This window comes from Mycolicibacterium llatzerense (assembly GCF_025331195.1).
GTDB classification, from domain to species: domain Bacteria; phylum Actinomycetota; class Actinomycetes; order Mycobacteriales; family Mycobacteriaceae; genus Mycobacterium; species Mycobacterium llatzerense.
Map to the genome: position 1 here is coordinate 177530 of NZ_LXOV01000012.1, position 24641 is coordinate 202170.

Below are 24641 nucleotides of genomic sequence, written 5' to 3' on the forward strand. Positions count from 1 at the left end.
ATGCCACCACATTTCCTCGACGGTCAGCCACACCATCACCACGACCGGCCCAAACGCGAGCGGCAGCCCGGTGAGCCGCTGCGCATCGGTGTCGGCGGCCCCGTCGGCTCCGGTAAGACGGCGTTGGTCGCCGCGCTGTGCCGGCAGTTGCGCGACGAACTGTCCCTGGCGGTGCTGACCAACGACATCTACACCACCGAGGACGCCGACTTCCTGCGCCGGCACGCCGTGCTGCCCGACGAGCGGATCGCCGCGGTGCAGACCGGTGGTTGCCCGCATACCGCGATCCGCGACGACATCACCGCGAACCTCGACGCCATCGACGATCTCATCGAGACCAACGACAAACTCGACCTCATCCTGGTCGAGTCCGGGGGAGACAACCTGACCGCGACGTTCTCCTCGGGCCTGGTCGATGTGCAGATCTTCGTCGTCGACGTGGCCGGTGGCGACAAGGTGCCGCGCAAGGGCGGCCCTGGCGTCACGTTCTCGGATCTGCTGGTGGTCAACAAGACCGACCTCGCGCCGATGGTGGGTGCCGACCTGGACGTCATGCGGCGCGACGCCGCGCAGGTCCGTGGTGAGCGGCCCACGGTGCTGATCTCGCTAACCGACGATCCGACGGCTTCGGCGGTGCAGGCCTGGGTCCGCGACCAATTGGCCGGCGCGGGAGTCACGAACGCCTGAGCCATGCACACCCAGGTTCTGATCGTCGCGGCCCCCGGCCGCGGCCCGCGCATCGAGTGCGTCGGCGGGGTGGCCGCGCGCCGCACCGCCCCCGACACCGTCCACCTGGTGTCCACGGCCGCAACGCCGTTGGGCGGTGACACCATCGATGTGCGCGTGATCGTGGAGGCCGGTGCCCGGCTGCAGGTGCGCAGCGTCGCCGCGATGATGGTGCTGCCCGGTGCCACGACGACGCAGTCACGCTCGAGCTGGGATCTCGAGGTTGCCGGGGAACTCGATCTCGATCCGGAGCCGACGGTCATCGCGGGCGGCAGCAGCCATCAGGCGACGACGCGGTTGCAGATCGCCGACGACGGCCGGGTGCGGCTGCGCGAGCGGGTGCAGGTCGGGCGGTCCGGCGAGCAGCACGGCTTCTGGGAGGGGTCACTGTATGTCGACCGTGATGCCCTGCCCGTGGTGCGGCACCGCGTCGAACTCGGTGCCGGTGCGGTCAGCGACGACGAGATCGCCGCGCCACGCGCCTATGTCAGCGAATTTCTTTACCCCGAAAGCGATTTCGGCGTGATTCGTAACGCCGAGCGATACGAATCACGCCGAGATCAGGTGGTCATGGCCCTGGCCGACGGTGGTTGCCTGTCGGCCTGGCAGGGCCCGCGCCTTTAGTCCGGGTCAGGACGCCGACGCGACGGTCTCCGGGTCGACTGTGGCCTGGACGATCTCCTCGAGTTCCCCGATCCTGGTGCGGGCGTACGCCTGCTGCTCGGTGATGGTCAGCTGACCGCGCTGGCGGCTCATGAACGTCACCGTCCACGACAGCAGCGTGGCGATCTTGGTCTTGAAGCCCACCAGGTAGATCAGGTGCAGCCCGAGCCAGGCCAGCCACGCGATGAAGCCGCCGAATTCGAGCTTGGACTTCCCGCCGAGCGGGATCTGGGCGACGGCGTTCCACTTCGAGACAGTGGCCATCGAGCCCTTGTCGAAGTACGAGAACGGTTCGCGCGGCTTGGGTTTGGTGCCGTGCGCGCGGGCCTTGGCCTCGTTCTTGAGGATCGCGGCGACATGGTTGCCGCCCTGGATCGCGCCCTGTGCCATACCCGGTACGCCGTCGACGAAGGCCATGTCGCCGACGACGAACACGTTGGGGTGGCCGGGGATCGACAGATCCGGGTTCACCTTGACGCGGCCGGCGCGGTCGATCTCGGTGTCGGACTGGTTGACCAGATCGCGGCCGAGCGGGCTGGCCTGCACACCGGCGGACCACACCTTGCAGGCCGACTCGATGCGCCGGATGGTGCCGTCCTTGTCCTTGACGGTCAGGCCGTTGCGGTCGACGTCGGTGACCATGGCGTTGAGCTGAATCTCCACGCCCATCTTCTCGAGCCGGTTCTTGGCCTTCAGACCCAGCTTCTCGCCCATGGGCGGCAGCACCGCGGGGGCGGCGTCGAGCAGGATGACCTTGGCCTCGGTCGGGTCGATGTGCCGGAAGCTGCCCTTGAGCGTCTGGTCCGACAGTTCCTGAATCTGGCCGGCCATCTCCACGCCGGTCGGGCCAGCGCCGACGACCACGAAGGTCAGCAGCTTCTTGCGCCGTTCCGGATCGCTGGACCGCTCGGCCTGCTCGAACGCACCCAGGATGCGGCCGCGCAGCTCCAGCGCGTCGTCGATGGTCTTCATGCCCGGCGCCCACTCGGCGAAGTGGTCATTGCCGAAGTAGGACTGCCCGGCGCCCGCGGCGATGATCAGGCTGTCGTACGGCGTGCTGTAGGTGTGTCCCAGCAGGATCGAGTCGACGGTCTGGTTCACCAGGTCGATGTGTGTCACATCGCCGAGCAGTACCTGCGCGTTCTTCTGCTTGCGCAGGATCAGCCGCGTGGGCGGGGCGATCTCACCTTCGGAGATGATGCCCGTGGCCACCTGGTACAGCAGCGGCTGGAACAGGTGGTGGGTGGTACGGGCGATCAGTTTGACGTCGACATCAGCGTGCTTGAGGGCTTTGGCGCTGGTCAGCCCGCCGAAGCCGGAACCGATGATGACGACTTTGTGGCGATCCGTTGCCGTAGCTCCGGGGTGGACCATGTTGAGGGGCTCCTCGACCTACTACACGACTGTTTACACACACAGGCTAGTCGCAGCTGAATCGATCAATGCAGTGAGATGCCCCACCGGCGGCGGGTCAGGCGTCGATAGCCGAATTCAGGGCTGCTCCGAGTGCGGTGATGACGCCCGGCACATATCCGGTCACGCTGGTCGGAATGTTGACGATGACACCGCCGATCCCGGCGTCGAAGACCTTGGTCTTCAGCTGTTCGGCGACACTCTCGGCGCTGCCCGCCACCATGCGCTGACCCATCTCGGCGGGGATCAGGTCGGACGTCGCCTTGTCATCGACGAACGCGGTGACCAGCATGCTGGTTTCGAGCGTGGCCGGGTCGCGGTCGATCTTTTCGCAGGCTTCGCGGACCACCGCCACCTTGCGCGACAACTCGTCGAAGCCGGCGATGACGTTGAGATGGTCGAAGTGCTGCGCGGCAAGGGGAATGGTCTTCTTCTCGCCGCTGCCGCCGATCAGCAGCGGGATGTGGTCGCGGAACCGGGGATTGGCCATGGCCTCGACCGTGCGGTAGTACTTGCCGCTGAAGGTCGGGCGCTCACCCTTGAGCATCGGCAGCACGATTTGCAGCGATTCATCGAGCCGGTTGAAGCGGTCGGTGAAGGTGCCGAAGTCGTAGCCGAGCTGGTCGTGCTCGAGTTCGAACCAGCCGGTACCCATGCCGAGGATCGCGCGGCCTTGACTCATCACGTCGAGCGTCGTGATCTCCTTGGCCAGCAGCGTCGGGTTGCGATAGGTGTTGCCGGTGACCATGGTGCCCAGCTGCACCGTCTGCGTGGCGGTGGCCAGGCCGCCGAGGGCGGTGTACGCCTCCAGCATCGGCTGGTCGGGGGAGCCCAGCATGGGCAGCTGATAGAAGTGGTCCATCACGAAGACGGAGTCGAAGCCTGCGGCTTCGGCTTCCTGGGCCTGGGCGATGACGGTCGGGAACAGCTCACCGACACCGGTGCCGTAGGAGAAATTGGGGATCTGGAGACCGAGTCGAATCGTCACGATTCGACCCTAGCCACCAACCAGGCTGTTGCGTCTCGGTTTTCGCCGCGCGCGAAGCCCGGACGAAACGGGAATAAAACCGGTTGGGTCAGGCGAAGGTGGCCAGGGCCCCGGCGCTCACGTGCAGCGTCTCGCCGGTGATGTGGCGGGCGGCCGGCGTGGTGAGGAACAGCGCGAGCTTGGTCAGCTCGGAGTCGACGGTCGCGTCGCCGGCATCGATGCCGTCATAGCCCGATTCGGAGCCACGACCGGCGGCGACGACGTTGATCGTGATGCCGCGGATGCCGAAGTGCTCGGCCTGGCCGGCGGTCCAGCTCGACACGGCGGCCTTGATGGCGGCGTCGGCGGTGCCCTCCTTGGGGCATTCCGGCACGACGGTGACGATGGCACCGCCCGAACGCATCTGGTCGCCGAGGATCTGGACGGTCAACACCGCCGACAGCAGCGAGGAATCGAGGGTGTTGCGCCACACGGTGGCGCGTTCGGCCAGCGTGTAGGTGCGCGGGTCGCCCGCGGACCAGACCGGGGCCGGGACGTTCACGATGGTGTCGAGGTGCTGCGGCAGCTTGTCGCGCATCTGCTCGAGGGCGGCGCCGTCGGTGTTGTCCAGGACGATCGAATCGACTTCGAGTTCCTTGGCGGCCACTTCGAGCTCGTCACGGCGGGCGCCGGCGATGACGACGTTGTGCCCGGCGTCGCGGAATCCTTGGGCGATGACGCGGCCGAGGTCGGTATCGCCTCCGGTGACCAGAACGTCCATGACAGGGCCTCCTCGTGTGCAACGCTGAACGCGGTTGACGCCATGTTACTGGACAGTAGCTAGCTGGCGAAACTCGCCACGCGGGGGAAACGGCCCTAGGGTTTTGCGAATGTGGCTCATGCGCAAGTTGATGCGTGTTCTGGCGGTATTGACCCTGCTCGGCGCAGTGAGCGCGGTCGCCGCGTGTGATTCGGGCTCCAAGAAGTCGGGTCCCGTGGTCAACGTGTACGCCGCGGCGTCTCTGAAGGGCGCGTTCACTGCCATCGCTGACCAGTACAAGAAGGACAACCCCGGGGCGGACGTCCAGTTCAACTTCGCGGGCTCGTCCTCGCTGGTCGAGCAGCTGACGCAGGGCGCGAAAGCCGACGTGTTCGCCTCGGCCGACGCCAACAACATGACCAAGGCAGCCAAGGCCGGGCTGCTCACCGCCACGCCGGTGAACTTCGCCTCCAACACGCTCGTCATCGTGACGGCGCCCGGTAATCCGAAGCAGCTCAACAACTTCGGCGATCTGGCCCGGCCCGGACTGAACGTCGTGGTGTGTGCCACCCAGGTGCCGTGCGGGTCGGCCACGCGCAAGGTCGAGAAGATCGCCGGCGTGGAGCTGAAGCCCGTCAGCGAGGAAACCTCGGTCACCGACGTGCTGAACAAGGTCACCAGCGGCCAGGCCGACGCCGGCGTTGTCTATCAGACCGACGCGCAGGCGGCCGGTGCCAAGGTCGCCAAGGTCGACTTCCCGCAGGCGGCGTCGGCGGTGAACATCTACCCGATCGCGGTGTTGAAGTCCTCGGCGGACACGGCGGCCGCGCAGCGGTTCATCGAACTGGTCACGGGTGACGTGGGGCGTCAGACCCTGGCGAAGTTCGGATTCGCGAAACCTTGAACCCCGGACTGCCGCGCTGGATCTATGTCCCGGCGGCACTGGGAGCGCTGTTCGTCGTACTACCGCTGATCGCGGTCGCGGCGAAGGTCGACTGGTCGCGGTTCCTCGACCTGATCAGCAGCGAGTCGTCGGTGACCGCGTTGGTTCTCAGCCTCAAGACCGCGGCCGCCAGCACAGTGCTCTGTGTGGTGCTGGGTGTGCCGATGGCCCTGGTCCTGGCCCGCAGCGGCTCCCGGGTGGTGCGCTGGACCCGTCCGCTGATCCTGTTGCCGCTGGTCCTGCCGCCGGTCGTCGGCGGTATCGCGCTGCTGTATGCCTTCGGGCGGCTGGGCTTGATCGGCAGGTACCTGGATGCGGCGGGTGTGCACATCGCGTTCTCGACGACGGCCGTCGTACTGGCGCAAACGTTCGTCTCGCTGCCGTTCCTGGTGATCGCGCTGGAAGGCGCGGCCCGCACGGCCGGGTCGCAGTACGAAGCGGTCGCAGCCACGTTGGGGGCCCGCCCGACCACGGTGTGGCGCCGGGTCACGTTGCCGATGCTGGCGCCCGGTCTGGTGTCGGGCTCGGTGTTGGCGTTCGCGCGCTCGCTGGGGGAGTTCGGCGCGACGCTGACGTTCGCCGGTTCCCGCGAAGGGGTGACGCGGACGCTGCCGCTGGAGATCTATCTGCAGCGCGAGGCTGACGCCGATGCCGCGGTGGCGTTGTCGCTGGTGCTGGTCGTGGTCGCGGCCGTCGTGGTGCTGGGGATGGGTGGCGCCCGGTTCGGTCGCGGGCCGTTCGAGGCGGAGAGCCGGCAGTGACGGGCGGGCTCTCGGTACACGCGGTGGTCGACGCACGTGGCGTCGATGTGGAGTTCGACGTCGCCGCCGGTGAGGTGGTGGCCGTCATCGGGCCCAACGGCGCGGGCAAATCCAGTGTGCTGCATGTGATCGCCGGCCTGCTGCGGCCGGACGCGGGCACCGTGCGGGTCGGAGAACACCGGCTCACCGACGGCGCGACGGGCCTGCACATCGCGGTGCACAACCGGCGGGTTGGACTGCTGCTGCAGGACCCGGCGCTGTTCCCGCACCTGACGGTCGCGGGCAACGTGGCATTCGGACCGCGCGCTCGGCACCACCGTCGTCGGGGCCTGCACGCCGAAGCGCGGCGGACGGCGGAGCGCTGGCTGAGCGAGGTCGGCGCCGCTGATCTGGCTGATCGCCGGCCGGGGCAGCTGTCCGGTGGTCAGGCGCAGCGGGTAGCGCTGGCTCGCGCGCTGGCGGCCGAACCCGACGTGTTGCTGTTGGATGAGCCGCTGTCCGGACTCGACGTCGCGGCCGCCTCGGCGATGCGCCGGCTGCTGCGCGGCGTGCTGAGTGCGGGCGGTCGGAGTTCGGTGTTGGTCAGCCACGATCTGCTCGACGTTGTCACCCTGGCCGACCGGGTGGTGGTCATCGAGAGTGGGCGCATCGTCGAATCGGGCACCGTCGCGGACGTGCTGACCGCGCCGCGGACGGTGTTCGGGGCGCGCTTCGCGGGCGTGAATCTGGTCAGCGGGCGCGCCGGCACCGACGGCTGTTCGGTGCTGGCCGCGGGACAGACCTGGCGCGGTATCTGCGGGCCGGACGTCACACCCGGTGATCCGGCCATCGCCGTGTTCGCTCCGGCCGCGGTATCTGTAGGCCGGGGGATGCCCGTGGGGGACGTCAATGTCGTGGCGGTCGGCGTCGCGGAACTGGATCACCGGGGACCCGTCATCCGGGTGCGGGCCGAGGCGGCCGACGACGGCGGTGGGGGCCTCGCGGCCGACATCAGTGCCGAAACGGCGGCCGGTTTACGGCTGATCCCGGGGGAGCAGGTGTACTTCAGCGTCCACCCGCGCGACGTGGCGATTCGGCCGGCGTGACGGCACGCCCGGTCTGTCCCCGGCCTGGCCGCGGGACTCCGATGCCCCAGCAACCGAGCGATATCGCCGTGTTCTGTCGAGATACCGCATACGAGCTAACGAACCCGGGAGAGAAATAGCCGCAACTCGCACTTGCGTCACGCCGGTAACACTGTATTTTCGTCCCCATGCGACACCCGGATGCGCGGACAACTGCCCGCAAACGACTTCCGAAATCCCTGACTGCTGCTGTGGCAGGTGCAGCGGCTGCGGCCATCGCCCTGCCGAGCGCGATCTCGTACGCCGATCCCGTGCCGCCGCCTCCCGCGCCCGCCCCGGCGCCCAAACGGGCCTTCCACGCCATAACCGCCGCATACGCGGCGTCGATCTTGTCCGGACTATCCGGGTACGACTTGTAGAGCAGATATCCCGCGCGCACCTGACGCTTCCGCGCGTTCAGCACGTGCCGTGTAAGTGCCGTCGAGCCGTCATGTGTGCACTCGGCATGCTCTATGGCCGTGTGCAGCGCCTTCACGGCCTCCACAGCGTTTGTGTCCTTGCCGCGCGGCCACGCAGCGATCTTCGACTGCCCCGACGCCTTCACCCTCGGATGCAACTGGGCACCGAAAGCCGCTTCCCACTTCGCGATCTGCTCAGTCCACCCCGAAGGGTCCGCATAGAACCCGACCACCGTGTACCGCTTGAACGCCATGCGGATCGTCGCATCAACCTCGGCCACCGGTGGCTGCCAGTACGACTCGTCACCCGTCTTTGCGCGATCTCGCGTCGACATCTCGCTGCGCGGCGGCTCCCACACCGACCGCTCGCCAATCTCGAACAGGTACCCGTCACTGACGCGGCAGCCGATCAGCGCCGTAGCGTCCGCCTTGCCCCTCTTGCGGCCAGTAGAACCGTCGAAGCCCAGGACGATAACGTCCTTGTCCGCCAACGGCACAAACCCTTCAACCTTGCCGGCAGCGCCAGAGAAACACGCGCCCCACTCAGGCGACGACACCCAAGCATCCGACGCGTGGGTGATCTGGCTGCCGACATTATGGACGAGACCGGATTCGGCGCCGTCCTGAAGAACCTGTTCGGGTTCGCGCTGTCCATGGGCGAGGGCTACGGCATGGTCGTGCCTGGTGTCAAGGGTGGCGCCACGTTGTCGAGTGGGGCGTTGTCTCCGTCGATTCACGCGATCGACCCGCGGCGCTGCATCGGCATTCCTGACTTGAGTAACCCAGTACGGCTGCGTGCGGCGTTGTTGCGTCAGTTCGACTCGATCACCGGCGAATATTCGTCGCACTTCTTCCTGCCACTGCGGCCTCGTCGGCGACATGAACATCGCCGACAGCCGCTGAAACCAGTCCTCGGGGGTGAGGTCAGCCAAAACCCACCCCTTTCTATCGAATTCGCGCGACCACACGCTTCTTTCGGCGTCCAACCCCGGCCGCAACCGCGTCCAAACGGGCCTTCCACGCCATAACCGCCGCATATGCGGCGGTTATGGCGTGGGAGGGCCGGTTTGGCGCGGGTGCGGGCGGGGGTGGGCGCCGAAAGAAGCGGGTGGGCGCGCGGATTTGATAGAAAAGGGGGGGGTTTTGGCTGACCTCACCCCCGAGGACTGGTTTCAGCGGCTGTCGGCGATGTTCATGTCGCCGACGAGGCCGCAGTGGCAGGACCGTTTGATGCGACCGTCGGTGATCCGGAATTCGGAAGGCGCTGGTCCGGCTCATATTTCGCGGTATTGGACGCCGCGGAATCAGTATCTGGACACGTTGTGGTCGTACAAGGTTGGCGATCCTCCGTTGCCGCAGATTCAGCCTGAGTATGCGGATGCGTTCCGGGATGTGCTGCGCAAGGCTCGGTCGAATTATGCGCCGATGTGTATCGGGGCGATGTTGGATCGGCTTGAGCTCCAAGCCGATCCAACATCGCCCCGATACACATCGGCGCATAATTCGACCGAGCCTTGCGCAGCACATCCCGGAACGCATCCGCATACTCAGGCTGAATCTGCGGCAACGGAGGATCGCCAACCTTGTACGACCACAACGTGTCCAGATACTGATTCCGCGGCGTCCAATACCGCGAAATATGAGCCGGACCAGCGCCTCCGGATTTCCGGATCCCCACGGGCCCCTTCAACCGGGCCTCCACCGCCGCCCCCCCCGCCCCCCCCCGCCCCCACCCGTTTTTTCCGGCGCCCACCCCCGCCCCCACCCCCTTTTTTCGGCCCCCCACCCCCGGCCGCACCCGCGGGCGACCCCGGTGCACCGCCGCCGCCGCCCGCTCCTGCCGCGCCCGGCGCCCCGGCAGCGCCCGGCGCCCCTGGAGCCACTCCGGCCGGCGCCCCGGCGCCCGCGCCTGAGCCCGGCCGCGTCAACAACGACGCCGGTGGCTTCAGTTACGTCGTGCCGCAGGGCTGGAAGATCGCCGATGCGACGCAGCTGTCGTACGGTCAGGCGCTGCTGACCCGGGTTCCGGCCGCAGGCGCGGAGCAGGCTCCGAGCGATACCAGCGTCCTGCTGGGCCGGCTGGACCTGAAGCTGTTCGCCGGCGCCGAGTCCGACAACGGCAAGGCCGCCAACCGGTTGGCCTCGGACATGGGTGAGTTCTTCATGCCGTTCCCGGGTACCCGCGTCGGCCAGGAGACCACCGCGCTGACCGCCGGGAACCTGCCGGGTGCGGCCTCGTTCTACGAGGTGAAGTTCACCGACACCGGTAAGCCGAACGGCCAGATCTGGGCGGGCGTCGTCGGCAACCCGCCGCCGGACGCCACCATCCGCAGCCAGCGCAACCCGCAGCGGTGGTTCGTCGTGTGGCTGGGTTCGGGCAACCACCCGGTCGACAAGGCCGCCGCGGCGACGCTGGCCCAGTCGATCCGCCCGTGGAACCCGCCGCCGCCTCCGCCGGCCGACCCGAATGCCCCGCCGAAGCCCGCTGATCCGGCCCACCCGATGGTCGGCGTGCCGGTGCCGGTGACGAATGCCCCGCCCGAGATGGCCCCCGCGGGGTAGCAGCCGAAAAATTGAGGACCGTGCCCGGTTGGGCACGGTCCTCAATTCATTTTGCGCGAGCGCTAGGTCGAACTCTTCGACTTCACGAAGCGGTAGATCAACACCAGGATCACCGCGCCGACCAGGGCACCCCAGAACGAGTGGGCGATGGGCGGACGGAAATCGAGCTTGTGCGGCGCGTAGACGATGCTGCTCAACGTGCCGCCGACGTAACCACCGGCGACGCCAAGCACACACGTGAGAATCCAGCCCATGTCGTCTTTCCCGGGCACGACGAACCGGGCAATGGCTCCGACGATGAGGCCGAGAAGTAGCAACCAGACGATATGCATCATTGCCATGACCTTTCGTGACATTGACAAATACATCTCGAGGCTAGCCCGGCGCAACGAGCCACAACGAGGTCTGAACCGCAGCGATCTGGTGACGGTTAGGGGTGTGGTCCTAGCTGAAGTGCCAGACCGCGGCGGCGGCGAGCGCGCCCATGCCGTTCAGCGACCAGTGCAGGGCGATCGGCGCGAGCAGGCTGCCGGACCGGCGTCGCAGCCAGGTGAAGACGAATCCCGCGGCAGCCGTGGCGACGACTGCCATCGCCACGCCGGCGACCATCCCGACCACCCCGCCGCCGAACACCCGGGTGAATCCGACGTTGCTGCTGGTCAGGCCCAGTGAGGTGGCGATGTGCCAGAGTCCGAACAGCAGCGAACCGGCGGTCGCGACGCCGCGGAAGCCCCAGGCCCGGTCGAGCGTGCCGTGCAGGACGCCGCGGAACGCGAGTTCCTCGGGAATGACGGTCTGCAGCGGGATCACGATCATCGAGGCCAGCAACGCGCCGGAAATGGTCGCGTAGTGGTTGTTCAGGAACATCGGCCGAGTCCAGGGCAGGAGCACCCCTGCGGCGATCACCGATCCGACGAGCAGGATCGCGCCGAGCGCGTAGCGCATGCCCGTCCGCCAGTGGGCACGGCCGAGTCCGAGCTCGGTCCAGCCGAGGCCCCGTTTGCGCACCAGGGCGACCAGTCCGAGCGCCGCGAGGGGCACGACGACGATGTTCGCCCAGGGGGTCGTGAAGTGGGCCAGCAGGTTGGTCGCGACCAGGACGGCCACCACCACGGCCACATCGATGTAGACGCGCGGGTGCCGCACGGCTGGTGAGCCGGTCGGTAGGCATGGTGCAGCGGCGGCTGCCGAGGCGTCGATCATCTGTGGCGAGTGTACCGATAGAGGGCAAAGGGCCAGGTCACGCTGGTTGGCGGCGACCCACTAACGTGTGGGTTGTGGAGCCGCTCACAGGGCCCGCCGTCACCGCCGAAGGAGTGCCCGGATGTCCGTGATCGATGACAGCGCAAGGATTTTCGTCGGCGGGCAGTTCCGCCCGGCCACGGCCTCGACCCCGGTGCTGGAAGCCGCGACCGGGACGCTGCTCGGCCTGGGCGCCGCGGCAGGCCCGGACGAGGTCGACGCGGCCGTCGCGGCGGCGGGAGCGGCGCTGGCGGGCTGGAGTGCGACGCCGCCAACCGAGCGCGCTGCCGTGCTGAACGGGCTGGCCGACGAGCTGCTGGCCCGTTCGGTCTCGACCAACGAACTGTGCACGCGCGAGAACGGCATGCCGATCCGGTTGTCCCGCGGCGCGAACGGCCGCTTCCCCGCCGCGCTGCTGCAGTACTACGCCGGCCTGATCACCGGGACCCCGGCGGAAGAGATTCGTCCGGCGGCCATCGGACACACCATCGTGCGCCGCGAACCCGTGGGCGTGGTCGGGGCGATCGTGCCGTGGAACTACCCGCAGGCGCTGGCTGCATTCAAGTTGGCGCCGGCGCTGGCGGCCGGCTGCACCATGGTGCTCAAGGCCTCACCCGAGACGGCGCTGGATGCCTTGGTGTTCGCCGAGGCTGCGCAGGCGGCGGGCCTACCGGCCGGCGTGCTGAACGTCATCGCGGGCGGGCCCGACACCGGCGCGCGTCTGGTTTCCCATCCCGGCGTCGACAAGGTGTCCTTCACCGGATCGACCGCAGTCGGACGGCAGATCGCCGAGGCCTGCGGGCGCCTTCTGCGGCCGGTCACCCTGGAACTGGGCGGCAAGTCGGCCGCCGTCGTTCTCGAGGACGCTGATCTGGACACCACGATCAACGGGCTGAAGTCGGCGGCGTTCGTCAACAACGGCCAGACGTGCCACCTGAATTCGCGGATTCTGGTACCGCGGTCCCGGTATGACGAGATGGTCGACGCACTGGCCGCGCTGGCGTCCGGGCTGAATGTCGGTGACCCGCTGGAGAAGTCGACGGACGTCGGCCCGCTGGTCAGCGCCCGTCAGCGCGACCGGGTGCTCGGCTACATCGAGGCCGGAAAGGCGGACGGCGCCAAAATCGTTGCCGGCGGCGGTATTCCGGCCGATCAACCCGACGGCTGGTTCGTCTCGCCGACGGTGTTCGTCGACGTGGACAACGCCTCCCGCCTCGCGCAGGAGGAGATCTTCGGCCCAGTTCTCGCGGTGATTCCGTATGAGACCGAGCAGCAGGCCGTCGCGCTCGCCAACGACAGCGAGTACGGCCTGGGCGGGACGGTGTGGTCGGCCGATGCCGAACGCGCCACCGACATCGCCCGCGCCATCCGCAGCGGGACGGTCGGCGTCAACGACTACCAATTGGATATGGCGGCGCCGTTCGGTGGGGTGAAAGCCAGTGGCCTGGGCCGCGAACTCGGGCCCGAGGGGCTGGCCGCCTACCAGAGCATCAAATCGATCTACCGCGTCGGACCCGCATCCGGAGAGGAATCCCTCAGTGTCCTTTGATCCCCGAACCCCGGTGCTGGTCGGCTACGGCCAGGTCAACCAGTACGACGAGAACCCGGGTGGCGAGCCGGTGGACTTGATGGGGGCCGCGGCGCGGGAGGCGGCCGATGCCCGCGTCCTCCAGGCGGTTGACGCGGTGCGCATCGTCAATGTGTTCTCGCTGCGGTACCGGGACCCGGGTCTGCTGCTGGCGCAGCGGATCGGCGCACCCGATGCCGTCACCCGGTACACCCCGGTCGGCGGCAATGTGCCCCAGTCGTTGGTCAACCAGGCCTGCCTCGACATCCAGCAGGGCCGCAGCGACGTGGTGTTGATCGCCGGCGGCGAAACCTGGCGTACCCGAACGCGTTTGAAGGCACGCGGCGAGCGACTGGCCGGCACGCAGCAGGCCGAGTCGGTACCGATGGCACCCAGCGACCCCGACGTGGACATGGTGGGGCCGGCCGAGTTGCGCATCGGTCTGGTGGCGCCATCGCACGTGTACCCGATGTTCGAGCAGGCACTGCGCATCGCCGCGGGGGAGACCCCGGAGGAACACCGGCAACGGATCGGCGAGCTGTGGTCACGGTTCAGCCAAGTGGCAGAAGGCAAGGGAATCGCGGCCCTTACATCCACCCCCCCCCCTTTAATTGCAGGAGGTGCAGCAGGCCGACTTTGGGCCGTTCATCAACGCCAAGCGCGTCCAGCCCCTCGACTGGCTCGTAGACAGCGTCACTCCACTTCTGAAGGCCATCATCCCAGTTCAGAGTCCACTTCTCCCCCGGCAGGAAGAAGTGCGACGAATATTCGCCGGTGATCGAGTCGTACTGCCGCACCAACGCCGCACGCAGCCGTACTGGGTTACTCAAGTCAGGAATGCCGATGCAGCGCCGCGGGTCGATCGCGTGAATCGACGGAGACAACGCCCCACTCGACAACGTGGCGCCACCCTTGACACCAGGCACGACCATGCCGTAGCCCTCGCCCATGGACAGCGCGAACCCGAACAGGTTCTTCAGGACGGCGCCGAATCCGGTCTCGTCCATAATGTCGGCAGCCAGATCATCGCCATCAGCGTCGGAGTCCGCCAGCGTCGACACGGCTTGGAGCTCAAGCCGATCCAACATCGCCCCGATACACATCGGCGCATAATTCGACCGAGCCTTGCGCAGCACATCCCGGAACGCATCCGCATACTCAGGCTGAATCTGCGGCAACGGAGGATCGCCAACCTTGTACGACCACAACGTGTCCAGATACTGATTCCGCGGCGTCCAATACCGCGAAATATGAGCCGGACCAGCGCCTTCCGAATTCCGGATCACCGACGGTCGCATCAAACGGTCCTGCCACTGCGGCCTCGTCGGCGACATGAACATCGCCGACAGCCGCTGAAACCAGTCCTCGGGGTTGGGGTGGATGACCGGCCAAAAGTCGGCCTGCTGCAACTCCTGCAACTTAAAGTCGGACGGGAACCGCCACAGTGCGCCAGGGCCGGCGTTGAGCATCGTGTTCCAGTCGACCGGTGCCGAATCGGGCTCGTCCTCGTCGCCTTCGTCCTCGTTGCCGAACATCGCGCGCTGGCGCAATGCCTGGTACCAGAACCCGATGATCCGTTGCAGGGTCGTGTCGTTGATGCGGTCAAGTAGGTCCAGGTGTGGTTCGTACTCGCCCAGTCCATCGAGGTTGTCGAACCGGACGACCGGGATGCCGCCAAGCGCGACGACGTCAAGGAATTCGCGGCCGTTACATCCACTCCGCTGCATCTGATCACCCCGGACGCGGCGAACGGGTCCGCTGAGGGCGCTGGTCTGATGCGGGAGTCGCTGACATCGAAGGTTCGCGACCGCCGCACGCGCTGGGCGCCGTCGTTGAAGCTGCTGTGGCGTATCGCGTTCGCGATGGCCGGTGCTGAGGACCGTGGACGCGAGATTCGGCTGCACTGGGGTCCGATCGAGTTCCGGACGTTGGCGGAGAAGGCATCTGCGTCGTCGCAGGCGGCCGGGACGCTATCGCTCGAGGACCGCTGCGACCAGATTTGGGAGATGTCGCCGGACGACACGGCCCGCAACATTCAGCGGCTCACTGCCGACGGGATGCTGACCCGGGGTGCGCCACCAAACACCCAACCCCCGCCGCCCGCGCTGGGCTTTGATGAACGCCCAAAAGTCGCCCTGCTGCACCTCCTGCAACGCCGGAAATTAAAGGGGGGGGGGGAACCGCCGCACTCGCTGGGCCCACAGGTTGAAGCGGCTGAGGGGTATCGCGTGAACCGGCCCGTTTGGGCCGGCAGGCGGCGGCTCCCGCATCAGACCAGCGCCCTCAGCGGACCCGTTCGCCGCGGCGGGGGTTGGGTTTTCCCGTACGCGGGGACCGATGCCCATGATCCGTATGTGCTGGGCGAGCGGCGCAGCTTTTCCGGGTCGCCGTCCATCCGGATCGCGGGCCGCCGGGTGCTCGAACTGACCGGCCTGGGCGTCGATGATATCGACGCGGTCGACGTGTACTCCTGCTTCCCATCGGCAGTGCAGGTGGCGGCGCGGGAATTGGGGCTGGCCCTGGACGACCCACAGCGCCCGCTGACGGTGACCGGCGGCCTGACGTTCGCCGGCGGGCCGTGGAACAACTACGTCTCGCACTCGATCGCCACCATGGCCGAACGATTGGCCGCCAACCCGGGCCAGGTCGGCCTGATCACGGCCAACGGCGGTTACCTGACCAAACACAGCTTCGGTGTCTACGGCACACGACCGCCGACACATGAATTCCGTTGGGAAGACGTACAATCCGAGGTCGATGCCGAACCGACGGTAGTTGCCGAGAATGAGTGGTCGGGTACCGGCACGGTCGAGACCTGGACGACGCCGGTGACCCGCGAGGGCGCTCCCGAGAAGATCTTCGTCGCCGTCCGCACGCCCAGCGGTAGCCGGGCGCTTGCGGTGATCACCGATCCGTCCCAGGCTGATGCCAGCACCCGCGAGGATCTCGCGGGTGCCAAGGTCACCGTCAAGCCGGACGGCACCGCCGGGCTGGAGTGAAGCGCCCGCGTCTCATCGCGCTGCCTTCCACTGCCGGTAGTCCGCTGGTAAGCAGATCGCGCAGGGGCGGTATCCCGCTGCGACGGCGACATTTTCGTCGGCGAAGAAGACTCGGTGGGTGATGTAGCCGCCGGCGGCGATCGCCCGTAGCGCCGAGGGGCAGTCGAGACGCCCGTAGAGCTTGTTGCGCCGATGCCCGCCCAGGCGCCCCGGTGTCGCGCTGTCGTAGGGCCGGCCGCTGGCGTCGATCAGCGTGTAGGTGGTCACGCGGCGTCGTGGAAGATCAGGCCGAGCGTCATGCGGGAGCCGGAACGCAGCGTGGACACGCCATGCCGGACGGGACCGATGGCCCAGCCGCGTTTGGACGGAACCGGTCGCTCGCGGGTGGTGATCACCAGCCCATGCCCGAACGGGATGGAGATGGCCGAGCCACGAGACTGCGCGCGCGGCCGCTGCTCGTAGAGCAGGAATTCCCCACCGGTGTAATCGACCTCGGGCCGCGTCAGATTGATGACGACCTGCAGCGGAAAGACCAAGTCCCCGTACAGGTCCTGGTGCAGGGCGCACCAGCCACCGGCGCCGTACTTGAGCAGCAATGCGGTGGTTCTGGTCTGCCCTGCTCGGTGGCAGGTATCGAGCCAGTCGTCGAAACTGTCGGGCCAGGGCGGATCGCGACGCAGTCTGGTCCACCAGTCTCTCGCGATGGGCAGCAGCCGCGGGTAGAGCGCGCATTTGAGCTCGGTGACGATGTCGGGGTACGGCCGGTGGAAGTAGCGGTACTGGCCTTCGCCGAACCGGTAGCGGGCCATGTCGATGGTCGAGCGGAAGCGGGTCGCATCGGGGTAAATCGTGGCCAGCTCGGCGGCCTCGGCCGGTGTGACGAGCGGTCCGGTCAACGCACCACCGACGGTCTCGAGCTCCGTGCGCACGGCCTCCCAATCGGTGGCCGCGACGCGCTGCTGCCAAATGCTCATGCCGCGGCCTCCAGGTCCAGCAGCAGGCGTTTGGCCTCCGGGCCGCCGAGGTAGCCGCCCATCGCGCCGTCGCTACGGACCACCCGGTGGCACGGAACCACCACGGGCAGTGGGTTTTTCGCGCATGCGGTGCCCACCGCCCGTACTGCTTTGGGGCTACCGGCCAGCGCGGCGACATCGGCGTAGCTGGCCGTCCGTCCGTAGCCGATCTCGGGCAGGTGGTGCAGCACCGCGGCGCGGAACCCCGCGGCGAGCCGCCAATCCAGCGGTACGTCGAAGGTACGTCGGGCCCGGCCGAAGTACTCGTCGAGTTCCCGGGCAACCGCGTCGAGCCGTGCCGGTGCCAGCAGGATGCGGGGGCTCACCTTGTCGGCGAGATGCTGCAGCACGGCGTCGTGGTCTTCGCGGGCGTAGGCGACGCGGATCAGGCCCTGGTCGGTGGCCGCCAGGAGCAGCGGTCCGACCGGGCTGTCGACGGTGCGGTAGGCGACGTCGAGGACTCCGTCCCGCGCTGCCGCGGCGGCCAGCCGGCTGTGCAGGTCGGCCAGTCTGTCGGGTCCGGGTTCGGTGCTGCGCGCCAGGTCGCCGGCGATGGTTCTGCCGTTGTTCATTTCTGGCTCCTTTCTGCGCTTTTCTGCGGCGCACCTACCTCGACGAGTTCGGCGAGGTAGGTGCGTCGTAGTGTCGCGATGCCGTCGCTGGCGGCGCGGCGGGCGGCCGCGGCGGTGCCGCCGAGAATCTCGGCGATCTCGTTGTAGGGCAGGTCCGCCAGGTAGTGGTAGGCCACGGCGTGCTTCTGCTTGTGGGGGAGCTGGTCGACCGCAGCGGCCAGGTCGTCGAAGTCGCGAGCGTCCTCCCGACTCGATGGCTCGGGCACGACGTCGGTCGGAACCGGCTGGCGGGTACGGGTTCTCGTGATGTCGATGGCTTTGTGGTGCGCGATGGTGACCAGCCAGGCCTCGACATTCGCGTCCGCCGGCAGATCTGGGTAGGCCTTCATGGCTGCCAGGAACGTCTCCGACCAGGCGTCATCGGCGTCGTATGCACCGACGACGGCGCAACAGACCCGAAAGACCGTGGGGCCGTGGTTGCGGACCACGGTCTCGAATGGCTCTTTGGCTTTCACACTCTGTAGACGCTCCGACTCCGGCATTTGTGAGGTCGATCCTCACCGATTTTCCGATGGTAGGTGTCCGTCGGTGGCGGCCGGCCTGATCCGGGTGTGGTGTCGCGGGTGTCCCGTCTAGTTCGTCGACGGTGTGGGTGGTGGCTGGAAAGGTTGGTACCACCACCATTGGGCGCGTTCCCCGGTGGGGCCGCGGCACGGCGTGACGTTCGGTCGCGGGGTGGTCGGCGGCCTTGCCAGAGACCGGTTGGTCAGTGGTTGTCCGGCTGCGTCGGTGACGACGAGTCGGTCGGCGGGTCCGGTGATGGTGATGCCACCTTTGTGGTGCAGCCGATGGTGATACGGGCACACCAACACCAAATTGTGCAGTTCGGTGACGCCACCGTCCTCCCAATGAATGACGTGATGCGCGTGCAAGCCGCGGGTGGCCCCGCAGCCCGGAACCACACAGCACCGGTCGCGATGCTCCAGCGCCCGGCGCAGCCGTCGGCTGATGGTGCGGGTGCTGCGGCCGGCACCGATCGGCTGACCGTGCCGCTGCAGCCACACCTCGCATGTCGCATCGCACAGCAACAGCCGACGTTCCTCATCGGTGAGCACCGAACCCACATGCACTGCGGCAGAGTCCTGGTCGAGGTCCAGGTGCACCACGACGGTGGTGTGCTGCCCGTGCGGCCGGCGCTCGACATCGGAGTCCCAGCCCGCCTCGACCAGGCTCATGAACGCATCCACCCCGTTCGGGAACGGCTGCGGCACGTGCGGGACGCGCTCGCAGGCCGGACCGCTCGCACCACCATCGGAGCCGGCGGCACTGTCGTTGTCGTGGTCGCGCTTCCAGTCCGCGACCAATGCATCCTGGTGCGACGCCAGGGCCGCATCGAACTTCGCGGCCTCCAGCTTCGGCAACCGGATCGTGTACGTCGTGGAACCGTCATCGTGGGTGGTCTTCTTGATCGACCGCTCAGGTTCGGGCTTCGACTCCGACTCCGGCTCGGGCTCTGGGCGCGGCTCGAGCTTCACGGCCTTACGCAACTGGGTGACGGTCGCACTTTCGGCGAACTGGGCATAGTGCTCATCAGAACCCTCGGCCGCGTGTTCGGCGACCACCCCGACCTGATCCAACGACAACCGACCCTCACGCATCGCCTCAGCACACCGCGGAAACTCCTCCAGACGGTGCGCGACCGCCACCATCACCTCCGCATTACGCGGCGACACACCCGTTTTCCACGCCACCAACGACGTGAGCGACCGGGCACCGGTCGCACCCCACAACCCGTCACGGTCGATCTCGGCCGCAATCTCCACCAGCCGCGCGTCGATCGCGTTGCGCTGCCCGGTCAGCTCACCGATCTCATCGAAGAACGCATCCATACGCTCACACGGCGACACCTCAACATCGAAAGCCGTTGCAGCGGTGGACATGACACCATCAAAGCAGAAGGGTACGACAAGTTTTCCTGCTAGAAAGCATCGAACGGAGCGGCCGAATCGGAATCTCCGTCAAACGTTGAAACCACTTATGCGCGCCGAATGTTCGAGCAGTGATGTCGAGGGCGAGGTACGACCTGATCAGCCTCGAAGCCCTAGAAATGAGACTGCGGATGATCTGCGATTTGCACTGCTCGCTGATAGCGCACTTCATCGACTGGATGATCGCCGATGGAGTCGGTGCGTTGTGTACCGTCGCAGCACCACCCCGCCGATTCATAGAAACGACGGGCTCGATCGTTTCCCGATAGAACCCACAGGGAGGCCCTGTCATAGCCGCGGCTACGCAGGTACGCGCAACCAGCGGTCATGAGGCGGTGTCCGATCCCGCTGCCCCACCTGTGCGGGTCAACATAGATTGCCCAGATCTCTCCACTGCCTTGGAGGTCATCGTCTCGGCAACGACCCGTGGTGACGTGGCCGCAGACCGTGTCTCCGGCAATAGCGACGTGAGTGAAGGGACCTTCGGGGTTCATCTGTTCGAAGGCATACCGACTAGCCCTGACTTCGGGTCGCAAGGCATCGAGGTAAGTGGCCGGAATCAAGCCGCGGTAGCCGACTTGCCATGACCGGACATGCGCCTCCGCAACAGCCATCGCGTCCGCCGAAACAGCTTCCCTGATGGTGACATGCATAGGCAATCGTGACAGCACGGCTGCATTGGAATCAAAGGAATTTCGGCTTGGCGACGCGCGTCAACCCGCCAGCGCAGCCAGCGACACCGACGGATCGGCCAGCGCCTCGGCATCGACCGTTCGGCGGGATCGGATGAGCTGCTTGATGTCGTCAAGGCCTTCCCAGATGTTGACGTTCATGCCGGCCAGCACCCGGTGCCTGTTGTCCAGCCAGAACATCGTGAATTCGCGCTTCTCGAGGTCTCCTCGCGTGACGGCCAGCTGGTACTGCGGCGCGTAGCCGACGTACTCCATGCCAAGGTCGAACTGATCGGTGAAGAAGTACGGCAACTCGTCGTAAGTGCCTGGCGTGCCGAGCATTCCGGCTGCGGCGACCGCGGGCTGCTTGAGGGCGTTGGCCCAGTGCTCGGTGCGGATGGGGACGCCGAACAACGGATGTTCGGCGGCCGCGATGTCGCCCACGGCGTAGATGTCGTCGTCGCTGCTCTTCAGTGACTCGTCGACCGCGATACCGCTGTGGGCAATCACCAGCCCGGACCGTTCGGCGACTTCGATGTTCGGCATGGCACCGACCGCGACCAGAACCGCGTCGGCCTCGACGGTGGATCCGTCGCCGAGCCGCAGCCCCGTCGCTTTGCGATCGGCGGTGGTGATCTCGTCGACCGTGGTGCCCAGCCGCAGATCGACGCCGTGGTCGCGGTGCAGGCCGACGAACACCTCTGCGGCTTCCCGGCCCAGGGAGGCCAGCAGCGGCAGCGCGGCGGATTCCACCACCGTGACGTCGGTGCCCAGCCCACGGGCGCTGGCGGCGACTTCGAGCCCGATCCAGCCGGCCCCGACGATCGCCAGCCGCCGGCCGTCACCGAGCTGAGCCAACAGCTCGGTGGCGTCGTCGACGGTGCGCAAGTAGTACACGCCGTCGGCGTCGGAGCCGGGAATCGGTGGTTTGCGAGCGTGGGATCCGGTGGCCAGCAACAACTTGTCGTAATGCTCGTGGTCGCCGGAATTGAAGGCCACCATGTGTGCCGTGCGATCGAGCGTGGTGATCTCGGTACCCAGGCGCAGATCGACGTCGTGTTCGGCGTACCAGTTCTTGGGCTGCACCGTGAATTCCTCGATGGTCTTCTTGCCGGCCATGAATTCCTTGGACAGCGGCGGGCGTTCGTAGGGCAATCGGTCCTCGGCGCAGAACAACACGACCTGGCCCCCGAAGTCCTTGCTGCGCAGGGCTTCCGCGGCTTTGGCGCCTGCCAGTCCGCCGCCGATGATCACGAATGTGGGTGAGTTGGCCATGTCGGGGTTCCTTTCGACGGCAGTCGAGCAGCCGCGGCGTGCGGCCGCGTCCTACTCCACGCATACCCAGCCGCGCGGTGCGCAAACGCTATTTGGGCGGCAGTGTCCCCGCATACCCGACGCCCCGATCAACCCAGCTCTGCAGCTGCCGCTTGGTTTTCCACCCGTCGGGCGCGACCCGCAGCCAACCGCGCATCTCTCGGCCGCCCATCACCATCAGGCTGACGTGCTGGCGTTCCAGCAACTTGTCAGTGTCGTCGGGCGCAACGCGAACCAGCAGACCACTGTCGTGACTGGCTGCGACCGACATGTTGCCGTTCACCAGGAAAGCCAGCCCGCCGAACATCCGCTTTTCCTCGATGCCACCGACCGGGCCGAGCAGCTCACGGATCCGGTTGGCCAGATCCTCGTCATAGGCCATGAGGCCAGTGTCGCACCATGCAGTGGGCGTAGTCGGCTTTGGCTATCTTGCCGTTGCGCGGTCAGCGAACACGTTAGATTTCTCGGGTGCTGATCGCGGCGTTGCGGGACCTGCAGTGGCGGCGCCGCCGATTTCTCATCGCGGTCGTCGGAACTTCCTTCGTGTTCGCGATGACCCTGGTGCTCACCGGGCTGGCCAATGGGTTCCGCGTGGAGGCCAGCAGTACCGTCAATTCACTGGGCATCGACTACTTCATGATCCAGAACGGGGCGGCCGGGCCGTTCCTCGGCTCGTCGCCGTTCACACAGACCGAAGTTGAACGCGCACAGAAGCTTCCGGGCGTGCAGGCGGCCGCCGCGGTCGTCTACGCAGGTACTACGGCGCTCGACAACGGGACGCCGCGCACCATGAATCTGTTCGGCGCACCTACCGCCGGGCCAGGTATGCCGGCGATGTCGCAGGGCCGCCCGCCCGCCACGCCGGACGAGATCGCGGTGTCGTCGACGCTGGGTCGCAAGATCGGCGACCAGATGCACATCGCCTCGCACAACCTGCAGGTCGTGGGGATCGTCAACAACTCGACGGTGCTGGCGCAGCAGCCCAACCTGTTCCTGACGACGCTCGGTGCGCAGCGCCTGGTGTACGGCGGGCAGCCCGTCATCGCGTCGGTCGGCATCCGGGGTAACCCGACCAAAGCGCTCGACGGCTACCGGCTGGTGGACCGGCACGGAGCCATCGACGACATGATGCGGCCGCTGAAGGTCGCGGTGGACGCCATCAGCATCATGGCCGTGCTGCTGTGGGTGGTGGCCGCGACGATCATCGGCATGTTCATCTACATGTCCGCGATGGAACGCACCCGCGATTTCGCGGTGTTCAAAGCCGTTGGGGTGAAGACGAAATCGATGATGGCCGGGCTGGCGATGCAGGCCGTATTCGTCGCCGTGTTCTCCGCGGCGATCGGCGTGCTGCTGGCGATGGGGCTCGGCCCGATGTTTCCGATGCGGGTCGACGTACCGGCCGGGGCCTATCTGTTGCTGCCGGTGGTGGCCATCACCATTGGGCTGATCGCCAGTCTGGCGGGCATGCGTAGAGCGGTGACGATAGATCCAGCGATGGCATTCGGGGGGCCATAGATCATGAGCGGCTTACAGATTCGTGACCTGGTGGTGGAATACGGCAAGTCTGCCGACAAGGTCAGGCCTATCGACAATTTCGAGCTGGAGCTGTCGGCGGGATCTCTCGCGATCCTGTTGGGGCCCAGCGGTTGTGGGAAGACGACGTTGCTGTCGTGCATGGGTGGGATCCTCAAGCCCACGTCGGGCCAGATCCTGTTCGACGGTATCGACGTGACCACACTCGGACCCAAGGCGCTGACCGACTACCGCCGCAACACCGTCGGCATCGTGTTCCAGGCGTTCAACCTGGTGCCCAGCCTGACCGCCGCGGAGAACGTCATGGTGCCGATGCGAGCCGCGGGCATGAGCCGCAGCGCATCGCGGCAGCGCGCCGCGGAACTGCTCGACCGAGTTGGTCTGTCACACCGGATGACGCACCGCCCCGGTGACATGTCGGGAGGACAGCAGCAGCGCGTCGCGGTGGCGCGCGCCATCGCTCTGGATCCGCCGCTGATCCTGGCCGACGAGCCGACGGCGCACCTGGACTTCATCCAGGTCGAGGAGGTGCTGCGGCTCATCCGTGAACTGGCCGATGACCGCGTGGTGGTGGTCGCCACCCATGACAGCCGCATGCTGCCGCTGGCGGACCGGGTGGTCGAACTCGTCCCGACCGTCGCCGGCACCGAGCGGGAGCCCGAGGTCTTCGAGCTCGACGCGGGTGACCTGGTGTTCGAGCAGACCACCATCGGGGACCTGATCTACGTGGTCAAGGAGGGCCGGTTCGAGATCACCCGCGAGATGCCCGACGGTGAGACGATGCTGCTGTTCACCGCGGGACCCGGCGAGTACTTCGGCGAGATCGGGCCGCTGTTCGGGATTCCGCGCACGGCGACGGTCCGCGCACTCACCGACGGGGTCGTCGTCGGTTACACGGTGAAGGATTTCCGGGCCCGGCTCGGCCCAGATCGCATCCACGAACTCATCGAGCACCGCGCGATCCACCTGGCCGACGAGCCACCGTCGGCCGACATCGCCTGAGAATCAAGCCAGGTCGACGCGCACCGATAACAGATCGGTGCCCATCACCCGCACCACGGCACTGTTCAGCTGGGGGAGTAGCCGCAGCCGGGCGGCCGGGTCGTCGTCAGGCACCAGGTGGGCCGTGCCGGAGTGCCATTCGCCGTTGATACGTACGCGCACAGCGGGATTCGCCTTGATGTTGCGGACGAAGTCAGCGTGGTCGCCGTGCTCGGAGACCAACCAGAAGGCGCCGTCGATGACGCGGCCGCCGATCGCGGTGTTGCGGGGTTCGCCGGACTTGCGCCCGATGGTCTCCAGCATGGTCACCGGCAGTTGCCGGCCCACAGGGTTGACGAGGCGGCGCTGGACCGAGTGGACCACGCGCCGTTTCACTTCGTTGAAGTTGGGCATGTCCCCATCTAACGCGAGCAGACCCAA

At 67.1% G+C, this 24641-nt stretch carries 26 protein-coding genes and 1 pseudogene; 11 read left to right on the forward strand and 16 right to left on the reverse strand.

Features of this window, described 5'->3' with window-relative positions; translation table 11 throughout:
• The gene (gene ureG / locus A7G45_RS15725) at positions 1-687 is read left to right on the forward strand and encodes an urease accessory protein UreG (protein ID WP_138230867.1); all 687 of its coding nucleotides are present in this window, start codon (positions 1-3) and stop codon (positions 685-687) included.
• 3 nt (positions 688-690) lie between these two features.
• The gene (locus tag A7G45_RS15730) at positions 691-1350 is read left to right on the forward strand and encodes an urease accessory protein UreD (RefSeq protein ID WP_260938506.1); all 660 of its coding nucleotides are present in this window, start codon (positions 691-693) and stop codon (positions 1348-1350) included.
• Positions 1351-1356: 6 nt separating this feature from the next.
• On the opposite strand, the gene A7G45_RS15735 is transcribed toward A7G45_RS15730, so the two are convergent.
• The 3 genes from A7G45_RS15735 to A7G45_RS15745 all read right to left on the reverse strand — a co-directional run bounded on the left by A7G45_RS15735 (position 1357) and on the right by A7G45_RS15745 (position 4550).
• Positions 1357-2763, reverse strand: coding sequence for a type II NADH:quinone oxidoreductase Ndh (locus A7G45_RS15735; protein WP_260938507.1), 1407 nt, complete (start codon positions 2761-2763; stop codon positions 1357-1359).
• A 97-nt stretch (positions 2764-2860) separates the two neighbouring features.
• A complete protein-coding gene (locus A7G45_RS15740) occupies positions 2861-3790 on the reverse strand; it encodes an LLM class F420-dependent oxidoreductase (RefSeq protein ID WP_260938508.1) in 930 nt (309 codons plus the stop codon).
• 88 nt (positions 3791-3878) lie between these two features.
• Positions 3879-4550 carry an SDR family oxidoreductase gene (locus A7G45_RS15745; protein WP_260938509.1) on the reverse strand — a complete coding sequence of 224 codons (672 nt, stop codon included), beginning with the start codon at positions 4548-4550 and terminating at the stop codon, positions 3879-3881.
• A gap of 109 nt (positions 4551-4659) precedes the next feature.
• Between A7G45_RS15745 and modA the strand changes: the two genes are divergently transcribed.
• From modA to A7G45_RS15760, 3 genes are read left to right on the forward strand one after another with little or no spacing between them, the layout of a single operon-like run.
• The gene (gene modA / locus A7G45_RS15750; RefSeq protein WP_377042001.1) at positions 4660-5433 is read left to right on the forward strand and encodes a molybdate ABC transporter substrate-binding protein; all 774 of its coding nucleotides are present in this window, start codon (positions 4660-4662) and stop codon (positions 5431-5433) included.
• Positions 5430-6233 carry an ABC transporter permease gene (locus A7G45_RS15755; protein ID WP_043985675.1) on the forward strand — a complete coding sequence of 268 codons (804 nt, stop codon included), beginning with the start codon at positions 5430-5432 and terminating at the stop codon, positions 6231-6233. The genes modA and A7G45_RS15755 overlap by 4 nt, the downstream gene beginning before the upstream one ends.
• Positions 6230-7318 (forward strand): sulfate/molybdate ABC transporter ATP-binding protein, encoded by a 1089-nt coding sequence (locus tag A7G45_RS15760; RefSeq protein ID WP_260938510.1) that lies wholly within the window; start codon positions 6230-6232, stop codon positions 7316-7318. The genes A7G45_RS15755 and A7G45_RS15760 overlap by 4 nt, the downstream gene beginning before the upstream one ends.
• On the opposite strand, the gene A7G45_RS32720 is transcribed toward A7G45_RS15760, so the two are convergent.
• Positions 7278-8687, reverse strand: a complete 1410-nt coding sequence (locus A7G45_RS32720) for a hypothetical protein (RefSeq protein ID WP_407667534.1) — start codon at positions 8685-8687, stop codon at positions 7278-7280. The genes A7G45_RS15760 and A7G45_RS32720 overlap by 41 nt on opposite strands.
• A 730-nt stretch (positions 8688-9417) precedes the next feature.
• On the opposite strand from A7G45_RS32720, the gene A7G45_RS15775 reads away from it, so the two are divergent.
• On the forward strand, positions 9418-10317 hold the full coding sequence (locus A7G45_RS15775; RefSeq protein ID WP_456094107.1) for an APA family fibronectin-binding glycoprotein: 900 nt from the start codon (positions 9418-9420) through the stop codon (positions 10315-10317).
• Between the two features lie 62 nt (positions 10318-10379).
• Here the strand turns inward: A7G45_RS15775 and A7G45_RS15780 are convergent, their stop codons facing one another.
• Both A7G45_RS15780 and A7G45_RS15785 read right to left on the reverse strand, forming a co-directional pair.
• Positions 10380-10652 carry a GlsB/YeaQ/YmgE family stress response membrane protein gene (locus tag A7G45_RS15780; RefSeq protein WP_051955195.1) on the reverse strand — a complete coding sequence of 91 codons (273 nt, stop codon included), beginning with the start codon at positions 10650-10652 and terminating at the stop codon, positions 10380-10382.
• A 109-nt stretch (positions 10653-10761) separates the two neighbouring features.
• Positions 10762-11520 carry a CPBP family intramembrane glutamic endopeptidase gene (locus A7G45_RS15785; RefSeq protein ID WP_260938513.1) on the reverse strand — a complete coding sequence of 253 codons (759 nt, stop codon included), beginning with the start codon at positions 11518-11520 and terminating at the stop codon, positions 10762-10764.
• A gap of 121 nt (positions 11521-11641) precedes the next feature.
• Between A7G45_RS15785 and A7G45_RS15790 the strand changes: the two genes are divergently transcribed.
• On the forward strand, positions 11642-13108 hold the full coding sequence (locus A7G45_RS15790; protein WP_260938514.1) for an aldehyde dehydrogenase: 1467 nt from the start codon (positions 11642-11644) through the stop codon (positions 13106-13108).
• Positions 13098-13691: pseudogene (locus A7G45_RS15795) on the forward strand (acetyl-CoA acetyltransferase); the annotation flags it as partial. The gene A7G45_RS15790 and the pseudogene A7G45_RS15795, both read left to right, overlap by 11 nt.
• A gap of 22 nt (positions 13692-13713) precedes the next feature.
• Here the strand turns inward: A7G45_RS15795 and A7G45_RS15800 are convergent.
• Complete coding sequence (locus A7G45_RS15800) at positions 13714-14853, reverse strand: hypothetical protein (protein WP_260938515.1); 1140 nt, start codon at positions 14851-14853, stop codon at positions 13714-13716.
• 48 nt (positions 14854-14901) lie between these two features.
• Here A7G45_RS15800 and A7G45_RS15805 point away from each other — a divergent pair, with 48 nt between their 5' ends.
• Positions 14902-16125, forward strand: coding sequence for a TLP1 C-terminal extension domain-containing protein (locus tag A7G45_RS15805; protein ID WP_260938516.1), 1224 nt, complete (start codon positions 14902-14904; stop codon positions 16123-16125).
• Positions 16126-16137: 12 nt separating this feature from the next.
• On the opposite strand, the gene A7G45_RS15810 is transcribed toward A7G45_RS15805, so the two are convergent.
• The 8 genes from A7G45_RS15810 to A7G45_RS15845 all read right to left on the reverse strand — a co-directional run bounded on the left by A7G45_RS15810 (position 16138) and on the right by A7G45_RS15845 (position 22065).
• Positions 16138-16392, reverse strand: a complete 255-nt coding sequence (locus A7G45_RS15810) for an Ada metal-binding domain-containing protein (protein ID WP_260938517.1) — start codon at positions 16390-16392, stop codon at positions 16138-16140.
• Positions 16389-17099, reverse strand: coding sequence for a 2OG-Fe(II) oxygenase (locus A7G45_RS15815; protein ID WP_260938518.1), 711 nt, complete (start codon positions 17097-17099; stop codon positions 16389-16391). The genes A7G45_RS15810 and A7G45_RS15815 overlap by 4 nt, the downstream gene beginning before the upstream one ends.
• On the reverse strand, positions 17096-17710 hold the full coding sequence (locus A7G45_RS15820; protein ID WP_260938519.1) for a methylated-DNA--[protein]-cysteine S-methyltransferase: 615 nt from the start codon (positions 17708-17710) through the stop codon (positions 17096-17098). Before A7G45_RS15820 ends, A7G45_RS15815 begins: the two co-directional genes overlap by 4 nt.
• Positions 17707-18252: an RNA polymerase sigma factor gene (locus A7G45_RS15825; RefSeq protein WP_260938520.1), complete on the reverse strand. Its 546-nt coding sequence runs from the start codon at positions 18250-18252 to the stop codon at positions 17707-17709. The genes A7G45_RS15820 and A7G45_RS15825 overlap by 4 nt, the downstream gene beginning before the upstream one ends.
• Positions 18253-18342: 90 nt before the next feature.
• Entirely contained in the window at positions 18343-19650 is a 1308-nt protein-coding gene (locus A7G45_RS15830) for an HNH endonuclease signature motif containing protein (RefSeq protein ID WP_260938521.1), read from the reverse strand.
• A gap of 161 nt (positions 19651-19811) precedes the next feature.
• The gene (locus A7G45_RS15835; RefSeq protein ID WP_260938522.1) at positions 19812-20351 is read right to left on the reverse strand and encodes a GNAT family N-acetyltransferase; all 540 of its coding nucleotides are present in this window, start codon (positions 20349-20351) and stop codon (positions 19812-19814) included.
• A gap of 60 nt (positions 20352-20411) precedes the next feature.
• Positions 20412-21644, reverse strand: coding sequence for an NAD(P)/FAD-dependent oxidoreductase (locus A7G45_RS15840; protein ID WP_260938523.1), 1233 nt, complete (start codon positions 21642-21644; stop codon positions 20412-20414).
• Positions 21645-21732: 88 nt separating this feature from the next.
• A complete protein-coding gene (locus A7G45_RS15845; protein ID WP_043987030.1) occupies positions 21733-22065 on the reverse strand; it encodes a TfoX/Sxy family protein in 333 nt (110 codons plus the stop codon).
• Between the two features lie 86 nt (positions 22066-22151).
• On the opposite strand from A7G45_RS15845, the gene A7G45_RS15850 reads away from it, so the two are divergent.
• Together A7G45_RS15850 and A7G45_RS15855 are read left to right on the forward strand one after the other, a co-directional pair.
• Positions 22152-23201: an ABC transporter permease gene (locus A7G45_RS15850; RefSeq protein WP_260938524.1), complete on the forward strand. Its 1050-nt coding sequence runs from the start codon at positions 22152-22154 to the stop codon at positions 23199-23201.
• Positions 23202-23204: 3 nt separating this feature from the next.
• Positions 23205-24221, forward strand: a complete 1017-nt coding sequence (locus tag A7G45_RS15855; protein WP_260938525.1) for an ABC transporter ATP-binding protein — start codon at positions 23205-23207, stop codon at positions 24219-24221.
• A gap of 3 nt (positions 24222-24224) precedes the next feature.
• Here the strand turns inward: A7G45_RS15855 and A7G45_RS15860 are convergent, their stop codons facing one another.
• Complete coding sequence (locus tag A7G45_RS15860) at positions 24225-24614, reverse strand: nitroreductase family deazaflavin-dependent oxidoreductase (RefSeq protein WP_260938526.1); 390 nt, start codon at positions 24612-24614, stop codon at positions 24225-24227.
• Between the last annotated feature and the right edge of the window lie 27 nt (positions 24615-24641).